The organism is Nocardia sp. CA-120079 (assembly GCF_050955745.1).
Classification (GTDB): domain Bacteria; phylum Actinomycetota; class Actinomycetes; order Mycobacteriales; family Mycobacteriaceae; genus Nocardia.
Genome location: NZ_CP192088.1, coordinates 9,497,076 through 9,511,368 on the forward strand (window position 1 = coordinate 9,497,076; position 14,293 = coordinate 9,511,368).

The following is a 14,293-nucleotide window of genomic DNA, read 5'->3' on the forward strand; positions in this document are numbered from 1 at the left end:
GTATTCGCGTTCGGAGGATGCCGATGACCAGCACCGATCGCCGGGTGCGGCGCACCAAGAGCCTGCTGCACCGGGCCTTGATCGAGCTGATGATCGAATGCGGCTATGACCGGATCACATTGCAGGACATTCTGAATCGCGCCGATGTCGGACGCTCCACCTTCTACGCGCACTTCCGGGACAAGGACGATCTGCTACTGGTCAGCAGTACCGAGTACCTGCGCGCAGCGGTCGCCGATGTCGAATCGGGCGCGAATGATCCTGACGCACCGCAACATTCGGAACCGCTCGCACCGCTGTACACGCTGTTCCGGCTGGCATCGGCGAACCCGGAGGTCTACCGGGCGCTACTGGGCCGCAGGGCGACCGGCGTGCTGTTGCGCTCGACGCGGCGCATGGTGGAAGAGATTCTCACCGAACAACTTTCGGGTCGCCTGGATATGGACGACGACGAATTCGCGGTGACGATGACGTTTCTGTCCTGGGGCGTGGTCGGCCTGCTCGGCTCGATCGCGGATGCGGAGCCGCCGCTGCCCGCGGCCGAAACCTACCGTCGGCTCGAAGTTCTGGTCGGGCCCGGCCTGACCAGCCGGGTGTCGCACACCGAACGGGTCAGCGGCGCAGGCCGTTGACCACGCGGGTCGGCCTGCGGGCAAAGCCTTCACACCTACGTGCCGATCAGCTCCAGCGCCTGCGGCCCAAAGAAGCCCTCGGACCGAATGACATTCACCTGCCAATGCACCGCCAACACGGCGGCGCGGATGCGTGGGATCGCCATGCGGTGATCGTGACGCATCGGCGCCGCCGATGTCTTCGATTCGGCGAAAGCTCAGGACGAATAGTCCTTGCGTAACTGCACTTTCACGACCTTGCCGCTGGCATTGCGCGGCAGCTCGGCCACGATCACCAGATCCTTGGGTTGCTTGTAGCGCGCCAGGTTCTCGTTGAGGAACGGCGCCAGCTCGTCGAGGGTGAGCTCGGCATCCGGATCGACCAGGGCGACAACGGCAACCGGCACCTCACCCCACTTCTCGTGTGCCCGCCCGACGACCGCGGCCTCGCGGATCTTCGGATGTGCGAAGAGCACATTCTCCACCTCGGCGCAGTAGATGTTCTCGCCGCCGGAAATGATCATGTCCTTCTTGCGGTCGACCACCCAGAGGAAGCCCTCCTCGTCCGCGCGGACCAAGTCACCGGAGTGGAACCAGCCACCGGCGAAGGCGTCGGCGGTGGCCTCCGGCTTGTTCCAGTAGCCCTGCATGAGAGTCGGTCCGCGATAGACGATTTCGCCGATCTCGCCGGGCGCGACATCGTTCATCTCGTCGTCGACGACGCGGGCCTGGATGGTCGGGATGGGCTTGCCGACCGAACCGAGCTTGCGAATCGCGTCCTTGCCCTCCAACACACAGGTGATGGGCGACATCTCGGTCTGGCCGAAGACCGCGACATTGACCGCGTCCGGGAAACAGTCGGCCATGGCCCGCAGCACGGTATCGGAGGCCGGGGCCGCACCCCAGCTGAGCACCTTCAGTGCGAGCTTGCGTTGCTTGACCGTCGGCTCCTCGCAGATCATCTGCCACTGCGCGGGCACGCAGAACGCGGTGGTGGCCTGCTCGCGCTCGACAGCGTCGAGGAATTCGGTGGGATCGAAGGCACCGAGCGGGTGCAGCACGGTTTTGCCGCCGAGCAGGAAATACGGTGCGAGACTGCCGAGTCCGGCGATATGGAACAGTGGCGAGGTGCAGAAGCCGACCGAATCGGGCCCGATATCCGTGGCCCGGATGCTGGTCAGCGCTTGGCCGTTCATATTCGAGTGCGACAGCACCGCGCCCTTCGGGCTGCCGGTGGTGCCCGAGGTGTACATGATCAGCGAGGGGGTGTCCTCGGGAATGTCCAGCGGCGTATGGGGTTCGCCGCCCTCGGTAAGCACATCGTCGTAGCCGAGCACTCCGTCGGCGCTCTGGCCGCCGATCACGACGCAGGTCGCCAACTCGGGCGCCTGACCCTGCACGGCGGCGGCCAACGGCTGCAGCATGGCATCGGTGACGATCGCCTTCGCGCCGGAATCGCTGACGATATAGGCGACCTCGGGCGGGGTGAGCCGGAAGTTCACCGGGACCGCGATGGCGCCGAGTGCGTTGATGCCGAAGACGGCCTCGAGGTATTCGGGATAGTTCAGCGCCAGGATCAGCACCCGGTCACCGAAGCCGATGCCGCGGCGGGCGAGCGCGTCGGCGAACTTCAGCGAACGCTCGTGCAACTGCCGCCAGGTGGTGTCCACACCACGGAACCGCACGGCGACCGCGTCCGGGCGCATCTGCGCATGCGACGCGATCTGGTTGTTCCAGTGGTTGCGCCGCGACCTGATCGGCTCGTCGAGCGCCTGTGCACCGGTGGTCATGCCACTCCTCTCGGACCGCCAACCGTGCGTCGGAGTATCCGACGGCGTCGACGGGCTGAACTGAGAGCAGAATAACAACTAACTTAATCCAGCGGCAAGCGATCGATATGGGAATCGCTGTTAATCGGCTCGATGCGGTTACCTCGACTCAGAAATTACCTCTAGCTGTGCTTTTACACGCAATATCGATGGTTGCTTCGCGCCTTCGCGCGCGTCCAGAGGGCCATACGATGCGAATCACGGCTCACTTACAAGTTGAACCGCAGACGATTCCCGTGTCACCATCACTGCGTAAGGGCGCCACTGGCACGCCCCGCAACGCATAGGAGAAGCGCAATGCTGCGTACCAGGTTCACCGAGACATTCGGCGTCGAACACCCGATCGTGCAGGGCGGCATGATGCATGTCGGCCGCGCAGGCCTCGTCGCGGCCGTCGCCAACGCGGGCGGGCTCGGCTTCATCACCGCGCTGACCCAGCCCACCCCCGACGACCTGCGCAAGGAGATCGCGCGGACCCGGGAGTTGACCGATAAGCCGTTCGGCGTGAACGTCACGATCCTGCCGTCGATCAATCCGCCGCCATACGCCGAATATGTGCAGGCGATCATCGAGAGCGGCATCAAGATCGTCGAGACCGCGGGCAGCAATCCGGAGCCCTTCCTGCCGTACTACCGGGAGGCCGGTATCAAGGTGCTGCACAAGTGCACCAGCGTGCGGCATGCGTTGAAGGCGCAGAAGATCGGCGTCGACGGCGTCAGCATCGATGGTTTCGAATGTGCGGGACATCCGGGTGAGGACGATATTCCCGGGCTGATCCTGATCCCGGCCGCCGCACGGGTTCTCGATATTCCGATGATCGCCTCGGGCGGTATTGCCGATGCCCGCGGTCTGGTTGCCGCGCTCGCGCTCGGTGCCGACGGCGTCAATATGGGCACGCGCTTCCTGTGCACACAGGAGTCGGCGATCGACCAGAAGGTCAAGGAACAGATCGTCGCCAACTCCGAACTCGACACCCAGCTGATCTTCCGGACCATGCGCAATACCGCGCGCGTCGCGGACAACGAGATCAGCCGCAAGGTCGTCGAAATCGAAAAGGCCGGCGGCACTTTCGACGATGTCCGCGATCTGGTCGCGGGTGCGCGCGGCCGACGCGTCTTCGACGAGGGCGACCTCGACGCGGGCATCTGGTCGGCAGGGCTGGCCCAGGGCCTCATCCACGACATCCCCTCCTGCGCCGAACTGATCGGCCGGATGGTCGCCGACGCGGAGGAACTCATCACCGCGCGACTCGCCGAGACAGTGGTCGCCTAGCGATTCGTTGCGAGCCCTGGGCCGAACGCCCAGGGCTCGTCCGATCGTCGAGCCAGGCCCATCGAGAGTGACCGCGACCCAGGTCGAGCAACCCGCTGACCTACGATGACGTCGACTACCAACCAAAGGACGGTCATCCGTGTCGGAAGCGTTCGACTGGTCTCTGCCGAAGACCTACATCCTGCCGGTGGATATAGACGGTTACCTGTCCATGCCCGAGGACATGGCACGCAATGTCGAGATCCGAGACGGGATGATCATCCACTGCGAGTCCGCCGCGCCGAATCACAATGCGATAGCCCGAAATATCGAACGGGCACTGCTGGACGGCCATGCCAAACGCGGTTCGGCCGAGCCGTGCTTGCGGGTCAACCGGGATGTGAACATGTTGGTCTCGGAAGTCCCCTTCCACTACAAGCGGCCGGATGTCATCGTCTATCGCTGCATCGATGAGCCTCGACCGAAGTGGCGGATGAAGCCGACAGCCGCAGACGCCGTGCTGGTGGTCGAGGTCGTCTCGCCGACCACGATCACCGCCGACCTCGTCGACAAACGTGCCGAGTATGCCCGGTTCGGTATCCAGCACTACTGGATCGTCCGGATGGCCAATGAGGACGGTCCCGCGGTTTCGATCGAGATGCTGACGCTCAACTCCGCCGGGCAGTACGTCTCAGCGGGGCATCACACCCGATCGGACCGTTCTGCCAGTGCGATCGATTCGCTGGTGCCGTTCGAGGTGCACGCCACCTGGCAGCAGCTCGACGAGGGCATCGACTGAATTCCGACCCGAAGGCCGGTTACCGCTTCCGTGCTGCGAGCGCCTCGACGGCCGCGTAGTCGTGGGCGGCGACGATTTCGATGCCGTCGGGTAGAGCGTGCAGGCGGTGGATGGTGGCGAAGGTGGCGTCGCGGTCGGCATCGAAGAGTTGGCCGGGCATGGGGGCCTTCTCGCGGATCAGCTCGACCTGGAGTTTGTTCCATACCGCGTCGCCCGCGAGCAGTACCCGGGTGCCGTCGTCTACCGCGAGCAGGACGCCGATGCTGCCAGGGGTATGTCCGGCGAGGTCGACGAGCAGCACCGAACCGTCATCGAACAGGTCAAGGCTGCGCGGGAAGGTGAGCACCGGCGGACCGTCGAGTTCGAAGGTGTCGAAGGCGCGCCCGCGCAGTGGGCCTCGGGCAACGCCGGCCGGGGCATGCGGGCCGTCGAGCGCCCAGGCGCGTTCGACGGCGGGTAGTCGGACGGTCACGGACTCGGGCAGTTCCAGCAGGCCGGAGATGTGATCCCAGTGCAGATGGGTCGGCAGGACGAAATCGATCGCGTCGACAGCGATATCGCGCGCGGCCAGCGCGTCGGAGAGCCCGAGCACCGGCTTATCGGGCGCGACCAGGAGCGGAATCGGGAAGGGCAGCTCGGGCAGCACCCGGTCGTGCACACCCGCGCACAGGGCCGGATCGACCAGGAATCGCGCCTTCGGATGTTCGATCAGATAGGCCGACATGGTCATCGGCAGTTCGCGCAGGCTGCGTACGCCCTCCGCGACGATCGTGGTCGGCGCGGCCATGCGGGCCTGCATCAGGACGGTGAGCCCGACGGTCGCCTCGGTCTGCGGCAGCGCGACCGGTTCCAGACCGGCCAGCAACGCGGTATCGGGGCGACGCGGGCGCAGCAATCGACCAGGCGTGGCCGCCAGTGCGCTGCAGCAACGCAGCAGGGTCGGCAGGGTGGGCGTCCGCTCGGTTCCGGATTCGGGCACGGTGCCACCGTAGGCGATCACGGTAAACGACGAAAGAGCCGGGTATGCAGGACAATTCCGGACAATCCACCAGCCTGGACGACACCTTGATCGCGCCGATATCTACGGCATAATCGCAGAGGGTACCGGCGTGGGGGCACCAGCCCTCCGGCGACGGGAGGAGGACGGATGGGGCCTGATCTTCCGGACGGGCAGGGTGTTGTCTCGAGCGACCTGCGAACAGTCGCCGACGGTGTTTCGAACAGAACCGGTTCGCGACGTGCCGCGCTACTGAACGCTGCCACCGTCGCCATCGCCGACCTGCTGAATATCGATGCCGCAAAGGTCTCGACCAATGCACCGTTCAGCGATCTCGGCCTCGGCTCACTGCAACTGGCGCGGCTGACGGCGCACCTGGAAGATGCCATGGGAGTCGAGGTTTCGCTCACCACCCTCTACGACCATCCGGACATCGAGCAGCTTGTCGAGTATCTCGCGATGCGATGAGCACCGCCGATACCGCCTCCGTCCGGCCGAATCCGCCGGTATCGATCGTGGGCATCGGCTGCCGGGTGCCCGGCGCGCCGAATGTATCCGAGTTCTGGCGGATGCTGTGCGATGGCCGGGATGCGACCGGTGCACCGCCGCCTGGTCGACCTGGCACACGTCACGCCGGATATCTCACTGACGTCGACGCATTCGACAACGACTGGTTCGCGATCTCCGGTCGCGAGGCCGCGCTGATGGATCCGCAGCAGCGGCTGGCGCTCGAGGTCGCGATCGAGGCACTCGACGATGCCGGAATCGGCTATCGCACCAGGGGTTCCGGGGCTGCCGTGGTATTCGGTGCGTGTGCCTACGATCACGGCATCGCGGTGCTCGGCCGCGACGGGCACGACGGGCCGTACGCGGTCACCGGATCGGCGCTCAGCATCATCGCCAACCGGCTGTCCTATGTCCTGGACCTGCACGGACCGAGTCTGGTGGTGGACAGTGCCTGTTCGTCCTCACTGGCCGCGGTGGATCTCGCGGTGCGGCTGCTGGCCGATGAGGCGGTGCCGTTCGCGATCGTCGGCGGGGTGAATCTCACGCTGCTGCCGCATACCTCGGAGTACCTGGCCGAAGGCGGGTTCCTCGCGCCCGACGGGCGCTGCAAACCATTCGATGCCGCTGCCGACGGATATGCCCGCGGTGACGGATGCACCGTGGTGGTGCTGCGGCGCACCGCCGACGCGCTGCGGGACGGCCATCGGGTGTACGCGGAAATCCTCGGCACGGCGGTCGGTTCGGACGGACGGTCCAATGGGCTGTACGCGCCGAGCGGCCGGGCCCAGCAGGACGTTATTCGTACCGCCTGGGCACGGGCCGGACTCGATCCACATGATGTCGGGTACATCGAATGCCACGGCACCGGAACGCCATTGGGTGACGCGGTGGAGGTGGGTGCGCTCGCCGCGGTAGTCGGCAGCGATGCCGAACCGACCTGGATCGGCTCCCTCAAATCCAATATCGGACATCTGGAGGCGGCCGCCGGAATCACCGGAATGGTCAAGGCGGCGCTGTCCATTCGGCACGGCGCCATCCCGCCGACCATCAATTTCCACACCGAGAGCCCGCTGCTGAAGCTCGCCGAACACGGATTGCGGGTACCGACCGAGGCTGTCGACTGGACCGAAACACCGGTGTGTGCGCGACGTGCCGGAGTCAGCTCATTCGGATTCGGCGGGACGAATGCGCACATAGTGCTGCGTGGTCTCGAGGCCGCGCGCCACCGGAGTTATGAACCGCCCGTACTGCTTCCGGTCACCGGTCGCGATATTGCCGAGCTGCGGTCGCATGCGTTGCGGTGGGCGGAGTTGCTCGAGTGCGTGTCGTCAGACGGCACGAGCAACGATGCGCGAAACAGCATGAGCAATGCCCCACGCGACAGGCCCGGCAGCGCCGCGCCTGATCGCATGAGCAGCGGCTCACGCGGCACCACCAACATCCCCTCACAAAACGGCATCGACACCGTGTCGGGTAACGACACCAGCTCGGCATCGCACGACGACATCAGCGCCGCTTCGCGCAACGGCGCAAGCAGCGCCTCCCGTGTCAACACCAGTAACCCATGGCACGAGAGCACCCGTCGCACTCCGCACGAGCACACGAGCGACTCGCAGAAGGGCACGAACAGCGATTCCCGCGACAGGCCCAGCAGCGCCACGCGCGATCGCATGAGCACAGCTTCGGGTAACGACACCAATTACACACCGCACGACAACATCAGCGCCCCCTCCCACAACGGCGCACGCAGCTCCTCACGTGGCGACACCGGCAACGCTCGGCGCGAAAACACCTGTCGCACTCCGCACGAGCACACGGGCGACCCACAGAAGGGCACGAACAGCGATTCCCGCGAGGGCGCTAGCGACGATTCACGTGAACGAACAAGTGGTGATTCACGCGAGCACATAAGTGGCACTTCGCGCGAAGGCACAAGTGGTGATTCACGCGAGCGCACAAGCAGCGCTACACGCGCTGATATGGGCGCAGCGACCGGCGCGATTGTGGCGAGCTACTCGGGTACCGGAGGTAGCGATCGCGAAATTCTTCGGCAATTCGCGGCTGGCGCGGCGCGGTTGATACCTGAGAATGCCCGGGCCGCAGTGGTTGCGCGGGATCTGGATGATGCGGTGGATCAGTTGCGGGCGTTGGCGAGTGGGGAGTCCGGGGGCGGGGTGATCGGCGCTGGTTCGGTGCGGCGGCGGGGTGGCGTGCTGTTCCTGTTTTCTGGGCAGGGTGGGCAATATTCCAAGATGGGGCGGGGTCTGGCGGCTCGCTATCCGGTATTCGCGCAAGTGGTGACCGCTGCCGCGGATGCGATTGCGGCGGCGGGTGGCGGGCGAGTTTGGACACCGCGCAACGGGTTCGCGCTCAGCGGTGCGGCGAGCAACGGAAGCAGTGCGACCGAATTCGTGCAACCGGCGATCTTCGCATTCCAGGTGGCGCTCGCCGAACTGCTGGCCGCGTGGGGGATCGAACCGGACGCGGTGGTCGGGCACAGTCTCGGCGAGGTGGCCGGGGCCGCGGTGAGCGGTGCGTTATCGCTTTCGGATGCGGCCCGAGTCGTGGTGCAGCGCAGCCGGATTCTGGCGCGGCTCGACGGATACGGTGCGATGGCGGTGCTGGAGACGACAGCGGATGAGGCGGCGCGGCTGGTCGAGCCACTGCACGCGACGGTAGCGATCGCGGCGATCAATGGACCGCGTTCGGTGGTGATCTCCGGTGCGCCGCGCTACATCGATGCGCTCGTCCGCCGGGCCAAACGCAGGCAGATATTCGCGCAACGGATCGCCGTCGACTTCGCCGCACACAGTCCACAGGTAGGCGCGCTCCTCCCCGAATTCGCCGAGACGCTCGGCGGACTCACCGCGCAGGTGCCGCGTGTCCCGGTGTACTCCACGGCGCGTCGACGCGAAACGATCACCACAGCCGCGATGGACGCCGACTACTGGGCCGAAAACGCCTCGAGAACGGTCGACTTGGCCGCCACGCTGCAAAAAGCCGCCGACGACGGATTCGCGACGGTGCTCGAAATCGCACCCCATCCGGTCCTGACACCCGCGATCGGTGAGTTCCCCGAATTCGCCGGCGCAACCCACCCGGTGACCACCCGCGACAACGAGGCCGGAACCTTCCTGACCTGCCTCGCAAAGCTCTACCTCGAAGGCCGCCCGTTGAATTGGGCCGCAAACGGCCCCTGCACCGCACCCCCGCCCGCACGCCAATGGTCCCACCGCCGGTTCCCCCTGATCACCACCCTCGATCCCGGCACCAGCCACGTCCCTATCACCCCGACGACCGGCAACACCGCAACCGAACCCCGCACCACCCGCGACACCGCCACCCAGCCCCACACCACCAACGTTCCTGCCACCAAGCCCAGCACCTCGTACGTCGCTCCCACCGAACCGCGCACGGCCCACGACGCTGCAGCCAAGCCCGACGCAGTAACTAAATCCGGCGTCATCCGCGACGCCGCAACCAAGCCCAGCAGCATCCGCGCCGCCGCAACCGAAAACAGCACGCCCCGCGCCGCAACCAAGCCCACCACCGGCTACGTCGGCACCAACCCCGAAACCACCGACGGCACCGCCACCGAAAACAGCACGCCCCGCGCCGCCGCAACCGAACCCGACACCCACGGCGCTGCGGCTGAGCCCGGTACCACCCATCGCAGTGCCACCGATCCTGCTCTCAACGGCCACGCCGTCAACAACTCCCCGGTCTCCGACTTCGGCACAGGGATCGGAGTCGATATCGTCCGTAGCGATACCCACGACTCGAACGCAACCACCCAGCTCGCGGCTCCGCACAGCCGAAATGCCCAGGGTGCGAACACAACCACCGGGCACGATGCTGGTGGCGGCCAAGACGCTCTCGACCCGAACACATCCGCCCGCGACCCGAACACCACCGCCCGACCCGACACGGCTAGCGTTCGCGACACGGACAGCGCGAATACAACCACCGGACGCGACACCATTCGCAGCCGAAATGCCCTGGGCGCGGACAAACCCCCCGGTTTCGACATCGGCCCCGACACCCACGACTGGAACACAACCACCCCTCTCGACCAAGATATCCACGCCACGAACACAACCAGTGGTTTCGATATCGGTCGCAGCCGAGATGCCGTCGATTCGAGCGCATCCGGCGTATTCATCGCTGAATCCGAATTCCCCGCAGACGATCTCCACGATCACGTGGTGCAGGGTGCCCCGACTGTCCCCGCGGTCTTCTGGCTGCTCAGGCTCATCGGCCTGGCTGGGGCCGGGCGGACGATCGGCGATTTCGTGGTGCATGAGCGGACCGGGCTTGCCGCGCTGTCCGCTGTCACTTATCGAGCCGATGGTGCTGGAAGGTTGCAGGCGGAGGTCACAGGCGCCGGGACGCTGGCTTCGGCACGGTTGGCCGGTGACCCCACACCCGGGGATATCGTCGCATGGATGCGGGTGGTCGATGCAAATCGGGCAGTCCGTCGGCGGATGCGAGCGCTCACGCCAGGTGTTTTCTACGACTCGTTGCGTGCACGGCAACTCGACTACGGTCCCGGCTTCCGCGCGCTGCGCGATATCGAGGCCGGACCCGATTGTGCGGTGGGGTCGTTCGATTCCGCCCCGCTGCAGCGCTCGTCGACCCTCGACAGCTGCCTGCATGTGCTCGCCGCCGCGACCTGGGACCATCTGCCCGCCGATGCCATCCCGCTGCCGTTCGGCATCGAATCCGCCTGGCTGTCCGCCGAACCGGACCTGGTTCTGCTGGAAGCCCATGCGCTCGTGCGTGATCGATCGACGACCGGAGTGACCGGCGACATCATCGGCACCGATCAGCACGGCGTCCCCGTGCTCGCGCTGTCGGGTGTCCGCATACGTTTCGCGACGATCGAATCCACAATGCGGGGCGGCCCGTTCCGCCAGGAAACGTGGATCCCGTACCTCGGCGACGCCGAGAGCGACGGCCGGCGCAACAGCACCACGAATCCGCGACGCGCTTTGGTTATCGGCGAATCCCAGCTCGCCGTCCGGCTCGCCAGAGAACTCGACCGCAACCTGCCCACCGAACGCGTTGCCCGCGAACCGGATGCCGCCGGTCCGATCGTCTCCGCTGTACTCGCCGGACGCACCGGCACCGCCGACACGGCAGTCGTCGTGGTCTGGCCCACCGAATCCGGCGCGACTCACACCGGCCACGACGCCGAGTCCGCGATCAGTGCCACCGCCACGACCGGACGCATGCTGGATCTGCTCCAACGCGTCCAATCCGAGGACACCACAGCATCTTTGACGATCGTCCTGCCAGACCGCGGCGCGACCGACCGCCAACCGCCTGCTCGGAGCCGACAGCGCAGCTCGCCGGACAAAACGATCATGACGATGGCGGTAGCCGGTTTGGTGCGGTCGATGCAGCTCGAATCGGGCCGCGAAGTGCGGCTCGTATGGACCGATACATCACCGTCCGCAGTGTCGCGACTGCAAGAACTCATCGCCACCGGCCACGCGCTCCCCGATGAGCTCCGCGTCTGCGCCGACGCCATCATGGCACGCCGTTTCATCCCCACCCGTCCCCGATCGACCACCCCGACGCCGATCGACCCCACCGGCACCTACGTGGTCACCGGCGGATTGGGTGCGCTCGGTTCGGTCGCGGTGCGCTGGCTGCTCGATGCCGGTGCCCACGATGTCGTGGTGCTCACCCGCGCACCCAGACCGGTGCCGACACTCCTGGACGGACTCGAGGACCGGATAGTCGTGGTGCGCTGCGACGCCGCCGATCGCAGCGATCTCGCCAACGCGCTCGACGATGTTCGCGAATGCGGTTCCACCATCCGCGGCGTCGTCCATGCCGCGGGCGCACTCGAAGACGCCGCCTTCGAAGCGGTAACCGCCCGCCAACTCGCCCGCATGTTCGCGCCGAAACCCATCGCCGCGAACAACCTCATCGAACTCACCGCCACCGATCCAACCGACTTCGTGCTGCTGTTCTCCTCGGCCACCGGTGCACTGGGCGCACCTGGACAGGGCGCTTACGCCAGCGCGAACGCCGCAATGGACGCCCTCGCTCACAAACACCCGGGTCGGCGCGTATCGAGCATCGGCTGGGGCGTGTGGGATTCGGGCCTCACCCGGAGCGCGGGTGGTGCAGCGCATCTGCGGCGCGCCGGAATCTGCGCATTCGATATCCCACGTGGCACCGAATTACTCGCCCAGACCATGTATTACAACGAACCCTACCTGCTCGCCCTCGACTACGCGCCGACCGCCGATCCCGACCCGGTCGCCACCCGACTGCGCAACCTGCTCACCGACCAACCGGCAACAGTCCCCGCGCCGCCGACCCCGATACCGCCACGTCCGGCCGAACCACTCATCACGACCATCCGCACCGCTCTCGCCGCGACCCTCGACCTGACCGCCGACCACGTCGATCCGGAAGCCGATTTCAACGAATTGGGCCTGAGCTCCCTGCTGGGCATAGAAATGCGCCGACGCCTCGAAACCCGCCTCAATATCCGGATCTCGACCGCCGAACTGTTCCAACACCCCACCGTCACCGCACTCGGCGCAGTCCTGGCCGACCGCGTCGCCGCCGCGAAATCCGATGGGGTGCTGTGACTTCTCCGAACACGATGCGACCGACCGATGCACTGGTGACCCGGGTCGCGCAGTGGGCACGAACCAGGCCCAATGACAATGCATACACCGAATTGCGTTATCGCGGACAGGATTGCACTCCGGTCACACTGACCTACGAACAACTGCACCACGCGGCGGGCGCACAAGCCCAAAGGCTCAGGGCGACAACCGATTCCGGTGACCGAGTGGCAATTCTGTGTGCGCACGGAATCGACTACGTCATAGCCTTTCTCGCCTGCCTCTACAGCAATCGCATTGCGGTGCCGCTATTTCCGCCGACGGGCAATAGAAGCAGGTCTCGACTCGAAGGTGTACTCGCCGATGCTCGGCCCGCATCGAGCCTGATCTCGGCGACCGACACCACCACCAGCGCGATCTTGGGTCCAGCCCTGGGCCGAGTGCTGATACTGACACTGGAGACCACGCCGACAGCCGACCCGATTATCGATCGAACAGACACGGCCTATCTCCAGTACACCTCCGGATCGACCAAGACCCCGGCCGGTGTCGAAGTAACCCACGCGAATCTCGCTGCGGCACTGGATCAATTGTGGACAGCAGTGCCCGCGGTGCGCACCGAACCCATCGTCTCCTGGCTCCCGTTCTTCCACGATATGGGCTTGATCCTGGCCCTTTCACTGCCGCTCTACTCCGGCGTGCACGGCGTGACCATGGCGCCGGCCGAATTCGTGAAACGCCCCATCCGCTGGCTGCGCGCCCTCAGCGACTACCGGGCCGGCGCCACCGGCAGCCCCAATTTCGGCCTGACGCTCGCGGTCTCGGCAACCACCCCCGCCGAACGCGCGGGCCTGGACCTATCCCACCTCGACGCACTCCTCAACGGAGCCGAACCGATCCGCACCGCGGCTCTGACCGCCTTCACCGAAACCTTTGCCCCCTACGGATTCCGACACCGCGCCCACACTCCGGGCTTCGGCTTGGCCGAGGCCACACTCTCGGTCACCGTATGCGATCAGTCGACCGAACCCGTCACACATCGATTCGACCGAACAGCCTTGGCGCAGGGCCGCGCACGGACCGCACAGGAAGGCGTTCCACTGGTCGGCTGTGGCGTACCCGCAGGCCAGCGCGTCGCGGTGGTGGAGCCCAACGAGCACAACGAGGTAGCGACGGGCACCGTCGGCGAGATCTGGGTCTGCGGCCCCAATGTCTGCGACGGTTACTACAACAATCCGATCGCCACTTCGTCGACATTCCGGGCCACCATGTCCGGCAGTGACGAATCCTGGCTACGCACGGGCGATGTCGGCTTCTGGCACGAGGGCCAGCTCTATATCGTGGGCAGGCGCGAGGACCTCATCATCATCGACGGCCGCAACCACTATCCGGCCGATATCGAATCCACGGTTTCCGACTGTGCCCCCGAGCTGCGCATCGGCCACGTAACCGCCTTCGGCCACGATGACGGCCACCGCGAGGATCTGGTGGTCGTCGCCGAACTCGCCGACACGGCGGCCACCGGATCAGCGGAACTGGCCCTTCGCATCCGCAATGCCATCGCTGCCGCCCATGAGGTGACACCGGGGGCCGTCGTCCTGGTCGAACCGGGCCGGATTCCGAAGACTTCCAGCGGCAAATTGCGCCGCGGCGAATGCCGAGCGCTCTATCGCGCGGGCCACCTGACCCCGCCATGACGGAAACACCTG

8 protein-coding genes are annotated in these 14,293 nt (G+C 66.0%); 6 read left to right on the forward strand and 2 right to left on the reverse strand.

Going from position 1 to position 14,293, the window contains the following annotated elements:
- The first annotated feature begins 23 nt into the window (after nucleotides 1-23).
- Nucleotides 24-632: a TetR/AcrR family transcriptional regulator gene (locus ACQPYR_RS42785; protein ID WP_063042613.1), complete on the forward strand. Its 609-nt coding sequence runs from the start codon at nucleotides 24-26 to the stop codon at nucleotides 630-632.
- Nucleotides 633-829: 197 nt separating this feature from the next.
- Here the strand turns inward: ACQPYR_RS42785 and fadD5 are convergent, their stop codons facing one another.
- The gene (fadD5, locus tag ACQPYR_RS42790) at nucleotides 830-2,401 is read right to left on the reverse strand and encodes a fatty-acid--CoA ligase FadD5 (protein WP_433625858.1); all 1,572 of its coding nucleotides are present in this window, start codon (nucleotides 2,399-2,401) and stop codon (nucleotides 830-832) included.
- A 336-nt stretch (nucleotides 2,402-2,737) separates the two neighbouring features.
- On the opposite strand from fadD5, the gene ACQPYR_RS42795 reads away from it, so the two are divergent.
- Together ACQPYR_RS42795 and ACQPYR_RS42800 are read left to right on the forward strand one after the other, a co-directional pair.
- Complete coding sequence (locus ACQPYR_RS42795) at nucleotides 2,738-3,712, forward strand: NAD(P)H-dependent flavin oxidoreductase (RefSeq protein WP_433625860.1); 975 nt, start codon at nucleotides 2,738-2,740, stop codon at nucleotides 3,710-3,712.
- 139 nt (nucleotides 3,713-3,851) lie between these two features.
- The gene (locus ACQPYR_RS42800) at nucleotides 3,852-4,490 is read left to right on the forward strand and encodes a Uma2 family endonuclease (RefSeq protein ID WP_433625862.1); all 639 of its coding nucleotides are present in this window, start codon (nucleotides 3,852-3,854) and stop codon (nucleotides 4,488-4,490) included.
- A gap of 19 nt (nucleotides 4,491-4,509) precedes the next feature.
- Here ACQPYR_RS42800 and ACQPYR_RS42805 read toward each other — a convergent pair whose 3' ends face one another.
- On the reverse strand, nucleotides 4,510-5,469 hold the full coding sequence (locus tag ACQPYR_RS42805) for an MBL fold metallo-hydrolase (RefSeq protein ID WP_433625865.1): 960 nt from the start codon (nucleotides 5,467-5,469) through the stop codon (nucleotides 4,510-4,512).
- Nucleotides 5,470-5,637: 168 nt separating this feature from the next.
- Between ACQPYR_RS42805 and ACQPYR_RS42810 the strand changes: the two genes are divergently transcribed.
- From ACQPYR_RS42810 to ACQPYR_RS42820, 3 genes are read left to right on the forward strand one after another with little or no spacing between them, the layout of a single operon-like run.
- Nucleotides 5,638-5,955: an acyl carrier protein gene (locus tag ACQPYR_RS42810; RefSeq protein WP_433625868.1), complete on the forward strand. Its 318-nt coding sequence runs from the start codon at nucleotides 5,638-5,640 to the stop codon at nucleotides 5,953-5,955.
- Nucleotides 5,952-12,605, forward strand: a complete 6,654-nt coding sequence (locus tag ACQPYR_RS42815; RefSeq protein WP_433625870.1) for an SDR family NAD(P)-dependent oxidoreductase — start codon at nucleotides 5,952-5,954, stop codon at nucleotides 12,603-12,605. The genes ACQPYR_RS42810 and ACQPYR_RS42815 overlap by 4 nt, the downstream gene beginning before the upstream one ends.
- Before the next feature lie 14 nt (nucleotides 12,606-12,619).
- Nucleotides 12,620-14,281: a fatty acyl-AMP ligase gene (locus ACQPYR_RS42820; protein ID WP_433625873.1), complete on the forward strand. Its 1,662-nt coding sequence runs from the start codon at nucleotides 12,620-12,622 to the stop codon at nucleotides 14,279-14,281.
- The last annotated feature ends 12 nt before the right edge of the window (nucleotides 14,282-14,293 follow it).